Consider the following 21,484-nt stretch of genomic DNA (forward strand, 5'->3'; position numbering starts at 1 on the left):
CTACACGAATCCGGCCATGGGCCATTTTTTATTTATTTCCAGTAGGTGTCGCACTTCATATTACAATTCGTCATATATAATAGTTGCTAATTAGCTTTATCATTATCGTTTATTCATCTCAAATAATAAATAGGCTTATTTTGTATTTTTTTGTCTTATTTTGTCGAAAATAATCCATTAGTGCTCTATAAATATATAAATATTGTTCTATATAGTTTTAATTGTGATATGTAAATCATTTAATATATAAGTACATATTAAATGATTTACATAAATTTCATATGAGAATTGGTGATTTTCAACTTGCTATCTCAAATATATTTATTAGGTAGTAACACAAACAAGCATCTCTTTCTCCCTATCTATTTGCAGTTTTTTTCTCATTAATAGCACAAAAATTCGCATTTTAAACAAAAAAACTTATTGCGGCCTCGGTTGCTGCTCACCCGGTCTCTGACCGACACTCTTGTCGATGCGCTTTTACACGCAGATCTCTCTATGTACAAGCGTCCTGCCTACAAAGATAGCTTTGCCCCTCCTTTGATTGAACTTTCACCAACTAGATAATGCGTGCCTCTGGGCACAATAACAAAAAAGGAGCTGCACATCACGCAGCCCCTTCTTGTTGTTGTATTCAATTAACCTTTCAGATGAACCTTCAGCACACCATTTTGATTAGATGTAACATCACCTGTCGTGACCTCCACCCGTTCAACCATATCCTGACCATCTGGAATGATAATCGGTGTAATCAGCGGGTATCCCGCATCTTCAATCACCTTACGATCGAATTCCAACAGCTTTTGCCCAGCTTTGACATGCTCGCCAGCTTCGACATGCATATTGAAACCTTCACCCTTGAGGGATACCGTATTAATCCCGACATGGATCAGTACCTGTAAACCACTCGCGTGTTCCAGAATCACCGCATGTTTACTTTTGATTACATGAGCTACCTGAGCATCAAACGGGGCAACTACCACGTTGCCGGAAGGCTCAATCGCTACACCCTCACCCATTTGTTTCTCGGCAAAAGCCGGATCAGGCACTTGCTCCAGTGAAACGGCCTGGCCTGTTAATGGCGCCATGATTTCCAGTGTATTCACGGCTTCATCCCCGACTTGAGCCGCACTACGAGTGCGCTGGTTCGGATCTGAATTTGCAGTCGAAGAGGTAACGCCCGAAGCAGACTGTGATGTAACTGCTTTAGGCTCAGGAACGTTTTCATTGCTTTCATTACGATCTTCTTTTCTCATTTTGGCTCTGCCAAAAATAACGGTCAGTACAAACGGTACAACCAGGACAATCGCCATGCCGATGAAGAAGACGCCCCACTTGTTAGGGAAAATCGACAGGAATCCAGGTACGCCACCTACACCGATGGAGGTTGCCTGAACATTATTCATCGTCAGCAGCACACCACCAATCGCGGAACCGATCATACCGAAGATAAATGGATAACGGTAACGGATATTCACTCCGAAGATCGCCGGCTCGGTTACCCCCAGGAAGGCCGACACCGAAGACGTTGCCGCAAGTCCTCTCATTTTCTTTTCACGCAGGACAAGCATCATCGCAAGTGCCGCAGAACCCTGTGCGATATTGGACAATGCCAGCATCGGCCACAGGAACGTACCTCCCTGACTACCAATGAGCTGAACATCTACCGCGAGGAACGTATGATGCATACCGGTAATAACCAGCAAAGCGTACAGACCACCGTAGATCAGACCACCCAGCGCCGCGTAGGAATCGTATACATAGATCAAGCCGGATGTGATCGCATTCGCAATGGCGAATGTAACTGGTCCAATGATCGTAAATGCCAGGAATCCGGTAATCAGCAACGTGACTGGTGCAACGACCAGCAGTTTAATCGAATCATGGACCCTTTTATTCAGGAAAATCTCCATCTTAGCAAGCAGATAGGCCGATACCAGTACCGGCAGAACCTGCCCTTGATAACCGATCTTCTCAATCTCCCAACCGAACAGATTCCATGTTGGCACCGTGCCATTATTCACGGCATCAGCATAACCATATGCACTCAGCAGATCGGGATGTACCAGAATGAGACCAAGCACTATCCCGAGCAGCGGACTGCCGCCGAACCTTTTTACAGCTGCCCAACCAATCAGAGCCGGCAGGAACGTAAAGGCTGTACTCGCGATCGTATTAATAATGGACGCAAGATCCTTCCAGGCTGGATAGACATCCACCAGTGATTTTCCATCAAAGAAAATACCTGGACCTGTAAGAATATTGTTAATCCCGAGCAAAAGACCTGCCGTAATGATTGCAGGCAAGATCGGAATGAAAATATCCGAGAGTGTTTTAATCGCTCGCTGGATTGGATTTTGCTTTTTACCAGCAACGGCCTTCACATCATCCTTGGAAGAACGATCTCCCCCGGTGATCTGAATCATCTCATCATAGACCTTATCCACCAGACCAGGCCCGATAACGACCTGGAATTGTCCTTGGGAAGAGAACTGTCCCTTGACCAGATCATTCTGATCCAGACTTTCGGTATCCACTTTACTCTCATCGTACAAGGCAAACCGGAGTCGTGTAACACAGTGCGTAGCAGCTTCAATATTCTCTTTGCCGCCAACTGCCCGGACGATCTCCTCAACCTGTTTTTTATCGATTGCCATAGTGTCACTTCCTATTTATAAAATGTGATTAGTCCTGTTGTGGCACAAGCCACATATAGGATGCATACGGACTGAGGGAGATTTCCTGTGTCAGTACAGGTGCTGCCTCTGTATTCCCAATGAGTAATTCAGCGGATTTGCCTGCAATATGATCATTCCAGACCGCTTCCGGAAGCGAGAACGTGACGTCTCGTTTACTGAAGTTCGATACAACAATCAGGGTTTCACTTCCATTGGTTCTTGCGTAAGCAAACACATCTGGATGTGCATCGTCCAGGCGTTCATACAGACCGTCGGTCAGCACGTTAACCTGTTTACGCAGGGCAATCAATTTGCGGTAGTGGTAGTAGATTGAAGCCGGGTCAGCCAGCTGCTGTTCCACGTGAATGGACGGATACCTTTCATCTACCTTCAGCCAAGGTGTTCCGGTAGTAAATCCGGCGTTCTTACTTCCATTCCACTGCATCGGTGTTCGGGAGTTGTCCCGGGAACGCTCTTTTACAATGTTGAAAGCTTCTTCAGCGGATTTGCCTCGTTCTTCCTGAAGCAAACGGTACATGTTCGTCGATTCGATATCGCGGAACTCGCTGACGTCATTCCAGACCGGATTCGGCATTCCGATCTCTTCACCCTGGTAGACATAAGGCGTACCTTGCATGCCATGAATGGTCGTTGCAAGCATCTTGGCACTCTCCGCGCGATAGTCACCATCATCGGCGAATCGGGACAGCGCCCGGGGCTGATCATGGTTATTAAGGAACAGCGCGTTCCAGCCTCCACCGGCTTGCATGCCTGTCTGCCACTCACTAAAGAGCTGCTTCATCGCTTCGAAATCATACGGCATCAGTTCCCATTTCTGACCATTCGGATAATCCACTTTCAGGTGGTGGAAGTTGAACGTCATTGAAAACTCCCGGGAAGCCGGGTTCGAATATTGGATGCAGTGTTCCAGTGTTGTCGAGGACATTTCGCCTACCGTCACCATGTTGTGAGGCCCGAATACTTCATCGTACATCTCGGTGATATACTCATGAACACGCGGTCCATCCGTGTAATATTTACGCCCATCACCTGGTGACACGCTGCCATCATCATTAGGGAACCGCTGGTCTTTGGAGATCAGGTTAATCACGTCCATACGGAAACCATCCACACCTTTTTCGGCCCAGAACTTGATCATATCCCGTACAGCTTTGCGTACTTCTTCATTCTCCCAATTCAGATCTGCCTGCGTTTTATCAAATAAAGTCAGGAAATATTGTCTCGTCTGTTCATCATACTGCCATGCGGGTCCACCGAACTTGGATTGCCAGTTGTTAGGCACACCGCCGTCCGGAGCAGGATCTTTCCAAATATAATAATCCCGATACGGATTATCCTTGGATGAACGGGATTGCTGGAACCACTCATGATCTGTCGAGGAGTGATTCACCACGATATCAATCATAAGTTTCATGTCACGAGCCTTCAGACCTTTCAGCAGTTCGTCAAAATCCTCCATCGTCCCATAATCCGGATTAATCCGATAATAGTCCGCTACGTCATACCCATTATCATGCTGCGGGGATACATATACCGGCTGCAACCACACAATATCGATACCCAGATGCTGCAAATAATCAAGCTTCTCAGTTAAACCACGAATATCTCCCGTACCCGATCCGGTTGTATCATTAAAGCTCTTCGGATATACCTGATATACCGTTGATGTCTTCCACCAAGATGACGGAGTTGTGTTATTAGAACTCATGTTAACGCCTCCAATAAATTGTAATGCTCTCATGTAATGTTCTCGGCTAACTTCATATCTATATTACATAAGTAAACATGTATATACAAGTTGAAACTATAATATGTATATTCTTCGTCTCTTCTACACATTCCCCATAAATCTTTCCTCTGTAACATTTATTTTGGAACCTGCGTTCGTAAACTCCCTGATATCTGTATTGATAAAACAAGAAACCGTCTGTTCTTCCCACGATTGGCGTGGGTAACAGACGGTTTCTTTTGGTTGAACTTGGTTGTTGTAACAGTTACAAGCTAATGGATTCCCCTGGGGCCAGCACACGGCCTTCCAAACCTTTTGCAGCCAGCTGCTGCACGAAGTGTTCCGCATCCTGACGAATTACCGGGAATGTATCATAATGAACCGGAATGGTCAGTTTGGCATTAAACCATTCGGCCGCTTGCAGCGCATCCTCAGGTCCCATGGTGAAATGTCCACCAATCGGCAAGAACGCTACATCGATATCATGGCGATCACCAATCATTTTCATATCCCCGAAGAGACTTGTATCTCCGGCATGCAAAATGGTTTTGCCACCAATATTAATGATATATCCAGCAGGCAAACCTGCATACATGATCCGTTGTTCTTCTTCGAGCACAATCCCGGAAGTATGGAACGCCTGAATCATTTTGGCTTGAGCAAAATCAAGATCTACCGTTCCGCCCATGTTCATGCCGAGTGTATCCAGACCTTTCCAAGACATATATGTAGCCAATTCCACAATAGCCACAACTTTGGCGTTATTCGCTTTGGCAATAGGCTCAGCATCGAGGATGTGATCCATATGTGCATGTGTCAGCAACACAACATCGGTCTTAATATCTTCAGGCTTCGTGACGGCAAGCTCGTTGCCACGCAGGAAGGGATCAATGATCAGAGACTTTTCTTCTGTGCCCAGCTGTACACTTGAGTGACCGTGGAACGTAATATTCAACAACTTGGATTCCTCCCGACATATGTTTTGATTATTTTGAAAACCACTATTTATTATAAATCATAGCTCTTCACCAACGCAAAATTACGCTAGCCTCCGTGTTATCGCTGCTTACGATACACCCTTGCTTCATACGGCTGAAGCTGAATCGCACCTTCATCGGTAGAATAACGTCTGCTTACATTGCTGATGATCAGCTTGGCATGCTCGGAATTCCAGCCTTCTGGCCAGTGCATCTCAGGCTCATGCCCACGGAAATTCAGAATGATCAGCATCTGCTCATCATCCAGCGTTCGTGTATAGGCATAGATATCCGGATCATCCGGCAGCAGCAGTTCATACGCGCCATAGATAAGCACTTTATGTTGTTTGCGAAGGGCAATTAGTTTACGGTAATAATGCAAAATGGATTGCGGATCACTTTCGGCATCGGCTACGTTAATCTCAGAATAATTATCATTCACCTGAATCCACGGCTGACCTTGGGTAAACCCTGCGTGTTCCGTATCATCCCATTGCATTGGCGTCCGGGCATTATCGCGACTCTTCAGCCAGATCGCCTGCATGACTTCATGCTTCGATTTACCTTGACCAATGTAATGATTGTAATAATTTTTCGTCTCGATGTCCCGGTATTGCTCAATATCGGGGAAAGCAACATTGGTCATGCCAATCTCTTCCCCTTGATAGATGTAGGGCGTTCCTTCGAGTGTAAGCATCCATGTCGCCAGCATCTGAGCAGAACGCACCCGATATTTACCGTCATCTCCAAAACGTGAAACCGGACGCGGCTGATCATGGTTGCCCATGTAATTGGCGTTCCAGCCTCTGCCATGTAAAACCGTTTGCCACCGACTCATGATTTCTTTGAGTTCGGTCAGTTTCCATTCCTTATAATTCCACTTACCAATTCCGGAGGATTTGGCATCGATGAACATATGCTCAAACTGGAATACCATATTAAGCTCGTCACGATCCGTTCCCACATAAGCCAGCGCTTGTTCAGGCCCAAGTCCAGAAGTCTCGCCAACCGTCATGGGTCCATAAGGTTTCAGGATCATGTTATTCAGTTTCTTCAGGATGGAGTGTACCTGTTCCAGGTTAGAAAAGAGCTGATATGCTGGAACTACCGGCAGATTATCTGGATTGTGGGCACTAGGCAGCCCCTCTGCCTTGGCGATATGCGCTACTGCATCGAAACGAAATCCGTCGACCCCTTTTTCCAGCCACCAATGCACCATCTCATACATTTCTTCTGCCATCTGTGTATTGTTCCAGTTGAGATCCGGTTGCTGTTCCGAATACAGATGCAAATAATATTCATTCGTCTCGGGATCATGCTTCCATACTGAGCCGCCAAAATAGGACTCCCAATTATTCGGCACCTGACCATTTTTGCCTGAACGCCAAATATAATAATCCCGCTTTGGATTCATCTTTGATGAACGCGATTCAGCAAACCATGCATGTTCATCCGACGTATGATTCAACACCAGATCCATCATGATCTTGAGCCCACGCTTGTGTGCCTCTGCAAGTAACCGATCAAAATCCTCCATCGTGCCGTATTTGCGTAAAATGGCGTAGTAATCCCGGATATCATATCCGTTATCATGTCCTGGTGAATCGTAGATGGGACAGAGCCAGATCACATCTACGCCCAAATTCTCCAAATAATCGAGTTTCTCATAGATTCCCTGCAAATCGCCATATCCATCCCCGTCCGAATCCTTGAAGCTGCTCGGGTAAATCTGGTATACCACACTCTCTTTCCACCAAACGATATCGCCCACCTCGCTCTCATCTTTGTCCAATATATAATCTCTGTTCACTATATTAAGCCGTTAATATGTTTTATCCGAAAAGATTCCCTTGTAAACATTTGAAAGGTATCTTATGCAAAAAGACCCGGTCATGGACCGCGATCTGCGGCTCAATTCCGAGTCCTTCTTTGTTAACATAAAAACAACTTAAATGCAGCGTAACCTATCCAGGCACCAATCGTGTTCAGAATAATGTCATCCACATCGAACGAACCAACACGCGTGATCAATTGTGTGACTTCAACACCTAGCAGAAGCAGGACAACTGTCGATGTAAAGGTCAGGAACGAACGACACCTCCGAAACAACCATGGAATCCAGATTCCCAACGGAATGAACAATACGATATTGCCAAACAGGTTTTTGACCCAGGTATCTGTATTGTACCTCTCCCTCTCCAAGAGAAGCGGCCGAATCGTCTCGAAGGGTACCAGATTATATTGATAATACATGCCAGGTGTTCGTCCACTGACAAACAGTAAAATGCCCATAATCAGTAGGTAAAGAACTGCCATGCAAGCAACAATGGTCAGTATCCACTTGGAGTGGAGCCACGACTTTTCGCTCATTTATTTTATGCCTCCGACCTTGATTTCCGCGAAGCAGTAAGGTCTATTTTAACGGGATATATATCTTCATGTCCAGTTGTTCAGGGGTCGATTTCCAGACATCCGTCACTTCAAAGTCTGGTCCTTCCCTCCGTTCATTAATTCACTGTATGCCAAAATCCCCTTGTTCTACAAGGAGATGCTCTCTCTACTCTGGTTGATTTACCAGCAGAGATGTCTCTTGTGAACAAGGGGACTTGTTAGCCTAACAATCTGTTCTTAACCTTTCCAGTTCTCGGACACGGGATGAATACCCCAGATATCTGTCGCGTACTCACTTATGGTACGATCGCTGGAGAATATGCCGGAATGCGCCGTGTTTAATATCGCTTTCCGAGTCCAGCCTGGAACATCCCGATACGCCTGGTCAATGGCAGCATGTGCGTCTGCATAAGCAGCAAAATCACGCAATACAAAGTATTCGTCACCATGAGCCAGCAACGAGTCATAGATGTCCCAGAACTCCCCATCTCGATAACAGAATGCACCTGGATGCACCAATTGCTCCACGACCTCGCGAATCCGATCATCGTGCTGCACAATCTCATTCGGACGATAGCTGCCAGAACGATAATACTCAAGCACTTCGTCCGCACGCAGACCATAGATGAACATATTTTCTTCTCCGACCTGCTCTGCCATCTCCACATTGGCTCCATCCATCGTGCCAATCGTTAAGGCGCCGTTCATCATAAACTTCATGTTGCCCGTACCCGAAGCTTCCTTGCCTGCGGTTGAGATCTGTTCACTAACATCCGCGGCCGGAATAATCTTCTCTGCAAGAGAAACGGAATAGTTTTCGAGGAAAAATACCTTCAAGCGGTCATTCACCGCTGCATCCCGATTCACCGTGTCAGATACCGTATTGATCAGCTTGATGATTTTCTTGGCAAAATAATAACTCGGTGCTGCCTTAGCTCCAAAGATGAAAGTACGTGGCACCATATCAAACGAAGCATCATGTTTAAGCCGATTATACAGATGCATCACATGCAGAATGTTCAACAGTTGCCGTTTGTACCCATGCAGCCTCTTCACCTGCACATCAAAAATGGAATCCGGATTCACTGTCGTTCCAGTATGATTCAGAATATACGCAGCAAGTCGTTCCTTGTTATCCCGCTTAATCGAACGGAACTGCTCTTGGAATGATGTATTATCCGCAAAGCCTGCCAGCTGGTCCAGCTTGCCCGGCTCTGTTATCCATTCGTTACCAATTGTATCCGTGATGAGATCCGACAGTTTCGGATTGGCATGCATCAGCCAGCGGCGATGGGTAATGCCATTCGTTTTGTTATTGAAACGTTCTGGATACAGTGCATAGAACGGAGCCATCTCACGTTCTTTCAAAATCTCGGTATGCAATGCAGCGACACCATTCACGCTATGACTGCCTACAATCGCCAGATGCGCCATCCGCACCTGATCGTTCGCAACGATCGCCAAGTGCCCTATGCGATCCTGATCTCCCGGATACCGGTCCAGCAGCATGCCACAGAAGCGTTTGTTGATCTCTTCAATGATCATATAGATGCGTGGCAGCAGCTTGCTGATCATGGATACAGGCCATTTCTCAAGCGCTTCGCTCAGCGTCGTATGATTGGTATACGATACGGTTCTAGTCGTGATATCCCATGCTTCATCCCAGCCATAACCCTTCACATCCATCAGGATGCGCATCAGTTCTGGAATAACCAAGGTTGGATGCGTGTCGTTGATGTGGAAAGCCACTTTATCCGGCAAACGATCATACGGTAGCTCCAGCTTGTTGAACGTACGCAAGGCACTTTGCACACCTGCCGAACACATGAAGTATTGCTGCTTCAATCGCAACAGCTTTCCTTCATACTGTGAATCATCCGGATACAAGAATTCCGAGATCGATTCTACCGAACGGCTATAATCCAGATAGCCGTAGTAATTCGAAGGGGTATCGAGTGAAGTCTCGCGCTTCGGCTCAGCACTCCATAGACGCAATGTGTTCACATGGGTTTGGCCATAACCGATGACAGGCACGTCATAGGGAATGGCGACAACCGATTCGGCATCTTTTGTAACAAACTGATATTCTCCATCCTGTTCGTGAGCTTCTACCCGGCCCCAAAACTGTACTTCCACCTTTTTGTCTGGACGACGGACTTCCCATTCGTTGCCTTTATCCAGCCAATTGTCAGGTAATTCGACCTGATTGCCATTGATGATTTTTTGCTCAAACAATCCGTATTTATACCGAATGCCGCAGCCATGTCCTGCATACCCAAGTGATGCAAGTGAATCTAGGAAACAGGCAGCGAGTCGTCCGAGACCTCCGTTACCGAGTCCTGCATCCGCCTCCTGCTCTTCCACCTCTTCCAAGGAGAAGCCCAGCTCAGCCAGACTGTCGCGCACCAATTCCAATTCATTCACATTCAACAGATTGTTGCCGAGCAGACGTCCAATCAGGAATTCCAGCGAGAAGTAATAGACCTGTTTATCCTGGCGCTGCTTAAACCCCTGATTCGACGCTGCCCAATCCTGGCCTGCATATTCACGAATCATGCTTCCCAGTACGTGGTACACGTCTTCCTGTGTTGCTTCTTCAATCGGTTTGCCCAATTTGCTGACCAGATTCCGTGTAAAGATACTCTTGAACGTTTCCTTGTTGTCAAACAAAAGTAGGTTCCTCCCGGGGAAATCCTGCAGGACGGTGGCGGTACATACACTCAGTTGCTCAACATTGTGCAAAGTGGCCGTTACGGTTACGAATGGTTCTTATGATCCCTGTTGTCTCCAAATTTTCTTGATTAACCTATATAAATTGAACTAAAGAATATTTACACTGGACACTTCGATGACAGAATAACCTTCCGATCGCTGTTATCCCCAGATTTTTTGATTCCTTTTTAAAAAGGGAAAATCCGGGGATAAAGGCGAGCGCTGCGCTTCTTCAGGTCATTTCTGTCCTCTCCGTTTTGTGTAAGTGTTTAAGTTGAATTTATATAATACAAGTTAAAATTTAAAGACAGCATATGCTTTCGGAGTAGCTTTCTTGCAGAAAGCTTTTAGGCGAACGCTACGCTTCTTCAGAATCGATTTCGTTCCCTTCACTACGTTTGCATGTTGGTGAGAACTTTCGAAATTTCAACTCATGCGTCGAAAGTGTATGAACCTTAAATCCGTCCTACAGGATTTTTATTTTATATATATTTATAGAAGATATCGGTTACGTGTGGGTATTAGATAATAGTGCTTTTCGCTAAAATGTATGGATTTGACGGGTCGCCGATCAGCGTCTGTCCTCCGGTCAGTTTCACGTCTTTATCCAGAATGACGTTCTCAAGGACCGTTCCTTCACCAATGTAGCATTTCTGCATGATGATGGAACCTTTAATTTTGGCACCCTTGGCCACCTGTACACCACGGAACAGAATGCTGTCTTCCACCTCGCCACCAACGATGCAGCCATTGGCAAGGAGTGAATGTTTAACATCAGCAGTATCCAGGTATTTGGCAGGGGCTTCATATTTAATTTTGGTCTGAACGGGATCTTCCTTGAACAGTTGTTCATATTGCCCTGTATTCAACAGATCCATACTGTTGCGATAATAACTGTCGATCGAATTGATAACTGCGTGATAGCCATCATATGCATACGCAGCGATATTCAATCCATCGGGATTTTTTTGAATGACATCCCGGAAGAAATGGCTCTCGCCATGATCGATGCAGCGTTGCACCTGGCGCAGGAACAATTCCTTTTCCATGATGAAAATTTCTGTATATATATTCGGGTGGTTAGCGCTTTGGTGAATGTCCACCACGTTGCCGTCCCCGTCATGGTCAACTTTGACACAGGCATCATGCTCAGGCAGCAGCTGATCCACTTTTTTGCAAACCAGTGTAACGTCCGCTCCTTTGCTAATGTGATACCTATAGACATCCTGAAGGTCTGCTTTGGTCACATGGCGACTGCCCGCATGCACAACATATTGCCCTGCACCTCTGTGGAAAAAGTCCAAATTGTTATGGAAATGCTGCAAGTCCCCCTGTGACGTATCTGTTGGATCGTTCCAGTCCGGTGGCAAAATAAACATACCTCCATGCTTGCGATCCAGATCCCACGGCTTGCCGTCACCGAGATGGTCCATCAGCGAACGATATTTTCGCCGTACAAATACCCCTATACTCTCAATACCTGCATTCATCATATTCGATAGAACAAAATCGATCAGACGGTAACGCCCGGCATAAGGCACCGCGGCTCCGCAGCGAAAGTACGTCAATTCCTTCAATTCCTCAAGTTCATGGTCAAGGTTAATAACTCCGATCAATGGTTTCATCGCATGCACCGTCCTTTTGGCTTCAATTAGGCCTTGCTGGTTATTCCTTGGCGAAGCTGACGTTCCAGTTCTTCCTGATCCACGAGCAATATATCACTCTCATCTCCCGGTGCAGGCGAAATCTGTGTTCCATCCGGAATAACCAATCCTTCTGAGATAATCGCTCGGTAAATGCGCACATTTTGCCCGATTTTCACCCTTGGCATGATGACCGAATCGATAACGGCGCTGTTCTCCCCAACTTCAATTCCATAGAATAGAACGGAATGATTGACCTCACCGTGTACGACACTGCCTTCACTAATAATGCAATTCCGCACCTTGGCCGATGGGGAGATGTATTGTGCAGGTTGATTTGGATTACGTGTAAAGATACGCCAGTCCGGATCATTCAGATTAAACGGTGTGTCTTCGTCCAACAGGTCCATATTGGATTCCCATAGACTGCGAATGGTACCTACGTCTTTCCAGTAACCTTCGAACGGATACGCATATAAGGATTTTTCATTTTCAAGCAACAAAGGAATGATATCTTTACCAAAATCATAGGAGGTGGATGCCTGTTGTTCATCCTGGATCAGGAAACGTTTCAGTACATCCCACTTGAAGAGATAGATACCCATGGAAGCGAGTGTGCTCTTGGGTTCAGGAGGTTTTTCTTCAAATTCATAGATGCTATAGTCATCGTTGGTGTTCAGCACCCCGAAACGGCTGGCTTCTTCCAATGAGACATCAATAACCGATATGGTGCAGTCCGCATCTTTTTCTTTGTGATACTGGAGCATCTTTTCATAATCCATTTTATAGATATGATCCCCTGACAGAATGAGCACATGCTCAGGATCGAATTGTTCAATAAAATTTAGGTTGCGGAAAATCGCATCCGCTGTCCCCCGGTACCAGTTGCTACCGTCTTCACGTTCATGAGGTGGGAGTACGTATACCCCGCCGTTTTTACGGTCCAGATCCCAGTCACTGCCAATGCCTATGTAAGAATGCAGGACGAGTGGTTCATACTGGGTCAACACGCCAACCGTATCAATACCCGAATTGGAGCAGTTACTCAGTGGAAAATCAATGATTCGGTATGTTCCTCCAAAATATACAGCTGGCTTCGCCAGTGATTTCGTTAATCCTTTTAACCTCTTCCCTTGCCCTCCGGCAAGTAGCATCGCTACAACTTCTTTTTTCGCCATCATTACAGCCTCCTCCACGTGCATTCGTTCTGATTCATTTCAGAGCCCATAATCGATATTCTGTTGTGTGGACACTGTTGTCTTGATTAGGAGCTTGCTGTACAGATGTGTAGCCGGATGAATCAACTTGCAATTGAACTTCTTGGATTGTGAAGCCTGAAATAGAGATAATGCGGTGTAGAATTGCCTTGACTGACTTACTGAGGTGAATGTTAGATGTAGAGCTTAAGGTGTAGCTCGTGGACAATGTAATAGACTACTCCTATTTAACATTAAACACGAAACGGACTGGGGAATCTTACTGGAAAACATCGACATCAAGTTTAGGTTCAAATCACCCTTTCTCGTGTCGCTGCTATTTATATTGTATTCGATAAAAAGGAATGAAACTCCTTTTGGAAAATTCATGGTAAAAATGTGTGGTTCGCGGATCTATATACCTACAAAGTTGTATAAAAAGGGCTTTAGTATCAGGAATTATAATAATTATTGTAAATTTTTAGAGGAATACATAGAAATGTGTCGAATGATAGATATGGTATAAAAGTAGCACTTAGAATTGCATTGAGCAATCTATCGAAGAGTTACATACTAATAACTATAAATTATTTGGAGGTTGAATAGACCAGTGGAGTTACCAGTTCAAAAAGAAATTAAGAGTTTTGTAACTGAAGCACTATCCAGCAATAGAACGAGCAACATTATAGGTATCATTACGAACAGTCGTTTTGATATCAAAGCAAGTTATTCGAGTCAACTGGATGGCTATAATCAAATTGAGTTCAAAGAGATGTTAGGTATGATTCCTGCTACTGCCAAGCTGAAAATTTCAGGAGGTATTAAACTTGATTTTTTGAAAATATTCCAATCGACATTTTCTCTTGTAAATGGTGGTGTCTCTCCACTCGCTCTAGATTTAAAAGAGATTACCGGAGTTACACCGGAAATAGCAGTTAACTGGGAAAAAGAGTTTAATCCGGTAATTAACTATCTAAAACCCCGAAAAAAATCTTACAAGAAATATAAAAAAACGAAAAGGATCATTGTAGTTGAAGATTATTTGGCTCTAACAAGGCAGGAACAATCACTTCTAAAATTAATTGTTAGCTATGTACAGTCCAAAAAAATAAACGATACGATTGTCGTGATTCAATTTATTGATTTAAAATCAAATGAATCAAATTTTTCGAATATTACTTCTAGACATTTTGATATAACTGAAGTTGATTTACAATCTGTATTTCAGAAAAACACAAATTATGGAGAACATGTTGTTAGTCTCACAAAATCATTAGGAATAGACTTCTTTCAAGAGTACAGAGAAATTATTATTCAATCGAATCAAATTGAGCTCGAAAACGTAGAAAAAATTATCAAAAAAATAATAGATGAAACACTATCTACATCGAGTGACAACCCCGATTACAGAAAACAATTGGATCTCTTTTTGTATCAGTGTAGTCTTTTTATGATTCAATTCACAAAATTTGATATAGAAGATGGTATAGATCCTTCCATGCTTGAATTTATTGCACCCGCCATGAGTGCAAAACTTATTGGGAAAACTGAAGAAAATAAGTATAGTTTTTTGGAAGTTGCTATACGAAACTATTTTCATAATGAAGCAAAAAACACGCTCCAGAGCCCTGTAATTGAAAGGATTTATGCTTATTTAAACAAACTTTATCCTCACGAATATTTTTATTTAGCAGAGCTGCAACAACAATTCAGCAGAAATAAAGATGATGTTACTTCTGCTTACATTGTTGCATATTATTTTTCCAAGAAAGAAGGGATGGAGACACAACTCAATCAAATAGTTTCTGTGATGTTAAAGAATAATATTGGTGAATATTATGTCAACAAAATGGAACTTGTGAGAACTAATAAATTTCAAGACTCAACAGATCTTGATCCAGAAATAACCGGACTTTTTTACGAAACAAAAGAAAGTAATTTAAGTACTCTTGCCAAACTTTGTTGCTACTCCGTTTTAGCAAGCTACTTATTTGAAAATGAAAAAATTCTAAATAATCTTTATAAGCTATATTCTGAAATATCTTTAGAACTTCAAAAGTTGAATGATGAAAATTGTAATAGTGTTCTTTACTGGCAGAATGAGTTCTACATCAATCAAATACTTTTAGCAGCATCCTTTGATGACCCTCCTTCCCTATTGAGAGGCAAAGCCATACGAAATTCGCAGAATCAAATAGAACATTTACTAAGAACTTTTAAACAAAATAGCAGTCATAAGGACTCCAATTATCTCAAATTTTTGCGAGTAGGGAACACAATCTATATCGAAGATACTGAGAAAGGAATCAAGTTAACAGAGAAAGCTTACTGGGAATCCAAAAACTATCCTTATGAATATGAACTTGCCAAGATCAATTACAGCTTCTCCCTGATTTACTTGGGATATTACAAAAACGCAAATAAGGTGCTAAGCGAAAAAAGTTCCTTCGACTTAAACATCATAAATAAAGATACGTATCTTTCTTATCATAACAATTATACTATTGCTCAAATCTTATCAGGTAAGATAACGCATAAAAAGGCTATGAAAAAATTTGAAAATCTATTAAATCAAATAGATAGTAAGGATTCAAGTGATGCAACAATAATTAAAAACAACATGGCAGCTGCACAACTTGATATACAGCGAGAAACTGCGTTGCAATCTTTAGACTCTATAGTGAATGACCCCGATCATTATCATAGTTTCTACGCTTTTCATAATATCCTTTATTTATATTTTAAAGAAAGAAACTTAAAGTTATTTGATTCGTTTTATAAAAGTGACTGGCAGAGAAAATTCCCGAAATTATTAAAGCCGTATTTTAAATTTTTTAATAATAAATTTTCTGCTATGAGAATATTACTTGTACAGGACCTGCAATTTAGCGAAATGGTAGAGCTGTTATATAACGAATTGAATTCAAAGTATCCTGAAAAAACTTACACACACTATAAGAAATTAATATTATTTGGAGGCATAGAGCGGTGGTTCGAGTAATCGATGTTTCTTAATTGCTTCAAAAACAAGCATTCTATATGCAGCTTCTTCATCTCCATTAAAAACATGTTGAAACAAAAGATGAGCCGAACTTTTAGAAGAAATTGTCGGGTTTGGTGTGATATCAATAATATAAATATCTTTTTCAGTCACTCTAAAATCAATTCGACTTATAGCTGAGAAGCCTAGTATTTCTGCACATCGACACGCAACTGATGCAATAAGCTCGGCATGAGGTCCCTTGTGAATATCAAAATCATAATTTTCATTTGCAATCGTTTGATAATCAAGATATTTTTCATTATTTAGAAAAACGATTTCTACAACTTCTGGAGCCAAATATGCATTATTATGATGAATAACAGGGACTTCTACCTCCTTGCCCTCAATGTATTGTTGAATTAACAATGTCCCATACATCTCATAATGAGAATGTATTAGTTCAATTGCTTCCTTGTATGTGGTTTCTTGTACATCAATTTTAACAACCCCAATGCTAGCTGACTCTGAATTAGGTTTCAGTAAAAAATCCTTCTTATTTTGATAAAAATCCTGAATATTGCAAAAATCCTCTTCATTTCTGAAAATATATGTAAGCGGAAAATACACTCCGAGTTGATTTTCAATCTTTTCATACATAAGCGATTTATTACCACCCAACACAGAAGAATAAAAATCTGCTCCAATATTGTAAACTTCATAATGCTCACAAATTAATGGAACAAGGCATCTTCTTCCTATACCATTAGTATTCTGGGCCATTGAATACACTAATACATACTTGAACCTTTGTTTGAGATTATGAATATCTGCAATAAATTTTTCTTCACTGTTGAATGAAATTACATAATCCAACACAGAACGAAAGGCATTGACGATCTCCGATTGCTCATAACTAGTGATACACTCAGATTTATGTGCATCATTTTGATAAGTATCTATGCTGTTAAAAACGAATACAACACACATGATATCAGGATATTTTTTCATATTATCCATATCGTTATAAAATTTAATCAAATTCTTAACTTCTTCCACTACAAAACCTCCAAATAATTTATAGTTATTTGGAGGTTTTACTCTACACTTTTAAGTTATTTCTTGGATTGAACCTCGACAGCACATCCTTCTTCCGCTCAACTGACACCTCTGTATAAATTTGGGTTGTACTAACGTTCGTATGCCCAAGAATCTCCTGCACTGAGCGCAAATCTGCCCCATTGTTCAGAAGATGTGTAGCAAAGCTGTGCCTTAGATAGTGTGGTGTTGATTTTTTGCTAACCTTAGACAAGTCCCTGTATTTAGAGTAAATATCTTCAATGGAATAAATCGAAAGTCTATCGCCATATTTGTTGAGAAACAGCGCATTAGACTTGGAGTCGAAATGCTCGCGAGCATGCAGCCAAGTTTTAATCTTAAGGATTACCTCGTTGCTCGAAATATACAATAAGCGCTCTTTACGGCCTTTCCCAAAGATCAACACTGTCTTTTCTTCGAGATCAATGTGCTCCATATCAATATTCACTAATTCTCCGATACGAATGCCGATTACGTAAAGCAACTCGATAATAGCATCATTGCGCTGGTTGATCCGTTTTCTAAAGATCGTACGTAATTGTTTCATATGTTCTTGTGGTGCGTTTAACAACCTTTCAACCTCGGTCACTGAGAGAGTCTTCGGAATACGTCTTGCTGTTTTAAAGTTTCTTCCAAAACCAGAAATAGGCGATTCGGCAATGTCCCCTTCTTGCACCAAATAATTAAAAAATGCTTTAAAGCATATATATTTTCTTTTGATCGTTGAGTCTTTCAATGTGTGTTTACTTGTTAATTGTTCCAGGTATTTTCTTAAATTATCTCTGTTCACATCATGTAAATGATTGTCATTGAGCCATTCTACCAGTCGGTTGAGGTCAGATCGATAGGCTTTTATTGATTTGTCGGATAAATTCCGTTCTACGCTTAAATAGATTTCATATTGCTTGATATATGTATTTAAATCATGATTGCCGAGTTTCATAGTGCCTCCTGATGTATATATGATATGTCGCATCGCTCGACCTACATTATTGCGCATGCCAGCTTATTTGTGAAGATGTCCAAAGTGCTATAGACTGGCCAATACTGATTTTCTTAGAAAGAAAAAACGCAGAAACCAAATTTATGGTTTCTGCGCTCCGATAATGACGGAAACAATACTCTCCCGCAGCTGATCTGCATTTTTCGTTTGATATGGATCGGCATTGAAAATGATGGCGTCCGCAAGATAACCTTCTGCAACCTGCCCCAATTCGTCGTCACGACCCAGAATCTCGGCAGCGTGAGTCGTCGCAGACTGCCAGGCTTCTGTCCGGGTCAAGCCGTAGTCTATCAGCGTGTCCAGCTCCTGCAGGTTGTAGCCATGGAGCGCAGGTGTCGCATAATCGGTACCGAACCCGAAACGAACCCCTGCTCTTTTGGCATATCCGATGGCTGTGGAATGAGCTTCAGCAGCACGCGCGGCACGATCACTAATGACAGCAGGCAGCGCCAGTACACCTTTTGGATCTGCGGCAATCCTATAGATCGATGTGGTCGGCACAAAGGCGGTTCGGGACTCGGCAAGTCTGCCGGCCTGATCCTCGGTTAAGAACATCCCATGTTCCACTGATTCCACCCCTGCCTGGATCGACCAGTCGATCGTCACGCCTCCCCAAGTATGAACAAGCACCTTTTTATGATGAGCATGTGCATGGCGAACGAGAAATGCAAACTCTTCCTCCGAAAACACGGGATCAAGTACTTGTTCGGTAGGCGCTCCAAGTCCACCTGTTGCCATAATTTTAACCCAGCCTGCGCCTGTATCAAATATTTCGTTCAACCGTTGTTCCAGATGCCTCACACCACGCGCATCTGCCGCACCCAACATATCACTGCTGGTTTCAACCTTCAGAGGATGTCCATAATGTTCAGCAAGATGCTGAGCCGTACTTGGCAACAATCCACCTGCATCACGAGCTGTGGTTACGCCAGTCCTAAGCGTAGCTGCAAAAGCTTGCGCCTGCATGACTTCAATCTCTTGCTTGTCACGCTTCAATTGATCCGAGTGGTCGAAGTCTGTCCATGCCAGATGTGTATGCAGATCAATTATGCCCGGACTAATCCACAAATCAGCATCTGGACGAACCTGATCATCATACGGTGACACGGATTCTACAACTGATGTAAACCGGCCATTCTGAATCGAGATATCGAAGTGTTTGCCATCAATACCTGCTATGAAAATATGTTTAAAGTTTTGATCTTCCGATTTTACCTGAGTCATATTCATTTCCCCCAAACGAGGCGAACAGCCTGGACTGCCTGCTCATGGTCCTGATTCAATAATGCCGCAATAGTCGCAACAGCTTCCTCCACGCCCGACAAAGATGCATTGGCCCCAAAATGATTAATTCGCAGCAGTTGACCCAAAAGTTCTCCGTCCCCCGGAGCAACAATGCCGATCGGGTGATCGATATGCAACTTCTCTTCCCCAGAAATTCGAACCGTCGTAGTCAGTGTGGAATACGTTTTGCTATCTTTTTGCCAAGGTTCTAGACCTAAAGCCTGAATACCGGCAATGGCTGATGCAGCAGCCCGTTCATGACGCTTGATCACCTGCTCCAAGCCTTCTGACTCGATCGCTGTCAATGCCGAGATTAGCGCTCTGGCTTCCAGCGTGGGAATATTGGGAGGAACACGTACCGGTATAGCCCCCTTCCCAGATGGCTTCAGATCGAGCAAAGATAGAATGGAGTTACGCGGCGCATACGCATTGGACTCAAGAAATTTCCATCCGCGCGGCGAAATGCTTACAGCGCTGATACCATTCGGACCAGCGAGAGCTTTTTGGGCACCGATAGCTACAAAATCCACGCCCCATTCATCAACAGGTAGAGCCTCTCCCCCAACTGCCGAGACGGAGTCGCTCACCGTAATCAGTTTGTGGGCACGGGCAATCTTTATGATTTCCTCCGCTGGATTGGATCCACCTGTAACCACCTCAGCTTGAACAAAGGATAACGCGGACGGTTTATATCGTTCAATCGCGGCAGCAACCTGCTCCGCAGGTACAACTTCATCAAAAGGGACTTTGACTTCAATAACCGTGGCCCCACCGCGTTCAAGCCATTGACCAAATAAACTGCCGTATGGCCCTGTCACGACATTGACAATGGTACGACCCGGCGCGGATATTCCGGCTGCCACGGCCTCTATGCCCAAGATCGCCTCTCCAGGGATGATCACCGGGGCATGCTCCGTAGACAAGAGCCTGGAGAGCAACTGCGTAAGTGTCTCGTATTCACTCCGCGTAAGCGGTACAAATCCTTTATAAGGTTGGCTCATATAAACCTCCAGATGAAATTGATTTTGGCATTTTTGGAACGGCGGACAGCAACTCTCGACTATATGCCGTTTCAGGACGAGTGAAGAATTGCTCCTTGGGACTGATCTCCACAAGCTGACCCTGCCTCATAACTGCTACCGTATCACTAATAGCATGGATGACTCCCAGATCGTGAGAGATGAACAACAATGTAAGATTAAGCTCACGCTTTAGCGAATTGAACAGTTCAAGCACACTCAGCTGCACAGAGACATCCAGTGCACTCGTCGGTTCATCCGCAATCAGCAGGCTCGGCTCCACGCTTATTGCTCGTGCGATCGCAATCCGTTGGCGTTGTCCGCCGGAGAATTCGTGGGGATACTTGTCCAGTGCTTTACTCTCTAACTGAACACGGGCCAGGAGCTCTCTCGATCTTTTCTCCACCTGTGAACGGTCCACAATCCGATGAAACAACAGCGCTTCAGCAAGAATCTGCCGGATGGAATGCTTGGGATTCAGCGAGGCATCCGGATTTTGGAAGATCATCTGTATCTTTTTATATTGCTCACGACTTCTCTTCTTTTTCAAAGTTTGATCTCCCAGCAGAATTTGCCCCTCATCGGGCGTGATCAAGCCGGCAATAACCCTCGCAAGAGTAGATTTCCCCGAACCAGACTCACCGACAAGACCAAGTGTCGTATGATGCTGGAGATTCAATTCAATGTGGTCCAGTGCAGTAAATTCACCATAACGAACCGATACATTTTGTATTTGCAAAGCTGTTTCCATCG

The 21,484-nt window shown here is 43.6% G+C and carries 14 protein-coding genes and 1 pseudogene; 1 reads left to right on the plus strand and 14 read right to left on the minus strand.

What is annotated here, in order from left to right; genetic code table 11:
- Window positions 1–638: 638 nt before the first annotated feature.
- From treP to HF638_RS25570, 9 genes and pseudogenes are all read right to left on the minus strand, one after another.
- Window positions 639–2,657, minus strand: coding sequence for a PTS system trehalose-specific EIIBC component (treP, locus tag HF638_RS25535; RefSeq protein ID WP_169482796.1), 2,019 nt, complete (start codon window positions 2,655–2,657; stop codon window positions 639–641).
- Between the two features lie 28 nt (window positions 2,658–2,685).
- A complete protein-coding gene (gene treC, locus HF638_RS25540; RefSeq protein ID WP_169482797.1) occupies window positions 2,686–4,407 on the minus strand; it encodes an alpha,alpha-phosphotrehalase in 1,722 nt (573 codons plus the stop codon).
- Between the two features lie 286 nt (window positions 4,408–4,693).
- Window positions 4,694–5,386, minus strand: coding sequence for a metal-dependent hydrolase (locus tag HF638_RS25545; protein WP_169482798.1), 693 nt, complete (start codon window positions 5,384–5,386; stop codon window positions 4,694–4,696).
- Between the two features lie 98 nt (window positions 5,387–5,484).
- Window positions 5,485–7,197 (minus strand): glycoside hydrolase family 13 protein, encoded by a 1,713-nt coding sequence (locus tag HF638_RS25550; protein WP_211175790.1) that lies wholly within the window; start codon window positions 7,195–7,197, stop codon window positions 5,485–5,487.
- A gap of 140 nt (window positions 7,198–7,337) precedes the next feature.
- Window positions 7,338–7,775 (minus strand): VanZ family protein, encoded by a 438-nt coding sequence (locus HF638_RS25555; RefSeq protein WP_169482799.1) that lies wholly within the window; start codon window positions 7,773–7,775, stop codon window positions 7,338–7,340.
- A 43-nt stretch (window positions 7,776–7,818) separates the two neighbouring features.
- Window positions 7,819–7,911, minus strand: a pseudogene (locus HF638_RS28710) (AraC family transcriptional regulator); the annotation flags it as partial.
- A 122-nt stretch (window positions 7,912–8,033) separates the two neighbouring features.
- Window positions 8,034–10,466, minus strand: a complete 2,433-nt coding sequence (locus tag HF638_RS25560) for a glycogen/starch/alpha-glucan phosphorylase (RefSeq protein WP_169482800.1) — start codon at window positions 10,464–10,466, stop codon at window positions 8,034–8,036.
- A 563-nt stretch (window positions 10,467–11,029) separates the two neighbouring features.
- Window positions 11,030–12,133: a glucose-1-phosphate adenylyltransferase subunit GlgD gene (glgD, locus tag HF638_RS25565; protein ID WP_169482801.1), complete on the minus strand. Its 1,104-nt coding sequence runs from the start codon at window positions 12,131–12,133 to the stop codon at window positions 11,030–11,032.
- Window positions 12,134–12,159: 26 nt separating this feature from the next.
- Window positions 12,160–13,329, minus strand: coding sequence for a glucose-1-phosphate adenylyltransferase (locus HF638_RS25570; protein ID WP_169482872.1), 1,170 nt, complete (start codon window positions 13,327–13,329; stop codon window positions 12,160–12,162).
- A 628-nt stretch (window positions 13,330–13,957) separates the two neighbouring features.
- Between HF638_RS25570 and HF638_RS25575 the strand changes: the two genes are divergently transcribed.
- Window positions 13,958–16,348 (plus strand): hypothetical protein, encoded by a 2,391-nt coding sequence (locus tag HF638_RS25575; protein ID WP_169482802.1) that lies wholly within the window; start codon window positions 13,958–13,960, stop codon window positions 16,346–16,348.
- Here the strand turns inward: HF638_RS25575 and HF638_RS28945 are convergent.
- From HF638_RS28945 to HF638_RS25600, 5 genes are all read right to left on the minus strand, one after another.
- A complete protein-coding gene (locus HF638_RS28945; RefSeq protein ID WP_169482803.1) occupies window positions 16,316–17,386 on the minus strand; it encodes an ATP-grasp domain-containing protein in 1,071 nt (356 codons plus the stop codon). The genes HF638_RS25575 and HF638_RS28945 overlap by 33 nt on opposite strands.
- Window positions 17,387–17,429: 43 nt before the next feature.
- Window positions 17,430–18,368 carry a tyrosine-type recombinase/integrase gene (locus HF638_RS25585; RefSeq protein ID WP_169482804.1) on the minus strand — a complete coding sequence of 313 codons (939 nt, stop codon included), beginning with the start codon at window positions 18,366–18,368 and terminating at the stop codon, window positions 17,430–17,432.
- A 141-nt stretch (window positions 18,369–18,509) separates the two neighbouring features.
- Complete coding sequence (locus HF638_RS25590) at window positions 18,510–19,652, minus strand: amidohydrolase family protein (protein WP_169482805.1); 1,143 nt, start codon at window positions 19,650–19,652, stop codon at window positions 18,510–18,512.
- A gap of 2 nt (window positions 19,653–19,654) precedes the next feature.
- Entirely contained in the window at window positions 19,655–20,713 is a 1,059-nt protein-coding gene (locus tag HF638_RS25595; RefSeq protein ID WP_169482806.1) for a pyridoxal-phosphate-dependent aminotransferase family protein, read from the minus strand.
- On the minus strand, window positions 20,697–21,482 hold the full coding sequence (locus tag HF638_RS25600) for an ABC transporter ATP-binding protein (RefSeq protein WP_169482807.1): 786 nt from the start codon (window positions 21,480–21,482) through the stop codon (window positions 20,697–20,699). The genes HF638_RS25595 and HF638_RS25600 overlap by 17 nt, the downstream gene beginning before the upstream one ends.
- Between the last annotated feature and the right edge of the window lie 2 nt (window positions 21,483–21,484).

The organism is Paenibacillus sp. SZ31, from assembly GCF_012912005.1.
Lineage (GTDB): Bacteria > Bacillota > Bacilli > Paenibacillales > Paenibacillaceae > Paenibacillus.

Bases quoted from the DNA above. Each gene is read 5' to 3' on its own strand.
- glgD (WP_169482801.1), bottom strand. From the start codon at position 12,133: ATGAAACCATTGATCGGAGTTATTAACCTTGACCATGAACTTGAGGAA.
- HF638_RS25595 (WP_169482806.1), bottom strand. From the start codon at position 20,713: ATGAGCCAACCTTATAAAGGATTTGTACCGCTTACGCGGAGTGAATAC.
- HF638_RS25585 (WP_169482804.1), bottom strand. From the start codon at position 18,368: ATGAAACTCGGCAATCATGATTTAAATACATATATCAAGCAATATGAA.
- HF638_RS25590 (WP_169482805.1), bottom strand. From the start codon at position 19,652: ATGACTCAGGTAAAATCGGAAGATCAAAACTTTAAACATATTTTCATA.
- HF638_RS25570 (WP_169482872.1), bottom strand. From the start codon at position 13,329: ATGGCGAAAAAAGAAGTTGTAGCGATGCTACTTGCCGGAGGGCAAGGG.
- HF638_RS25555 (WP_169482799.1), bottom strand. From the start codon at position 7,775: ATGAGCGAAAAGTCGTGGCTCCACTCCAAGTGGATACTGACCATTGTT.
- treP (WP_169482796.1), bottom strand. From the start codon at position 2,657: ATGGCAATCGATAAAAAACAGGTTGAGGAGATCGTCCGGGCAGTTGGC.
- HF638_RS25600 (WP_169482807.1), bottom strand. From the start codon at position 21,482: ATGGAAACAGCTTTGCAAATACAAAATGTATCGGTTCGTTATGGTGAA.
- treC (WP_169482797.1), bottom strand. From the start codon at position 4,407: ATGAGTTCTAATAACACAACTCCGTCATCTTGGTGGAAGACATCAACG.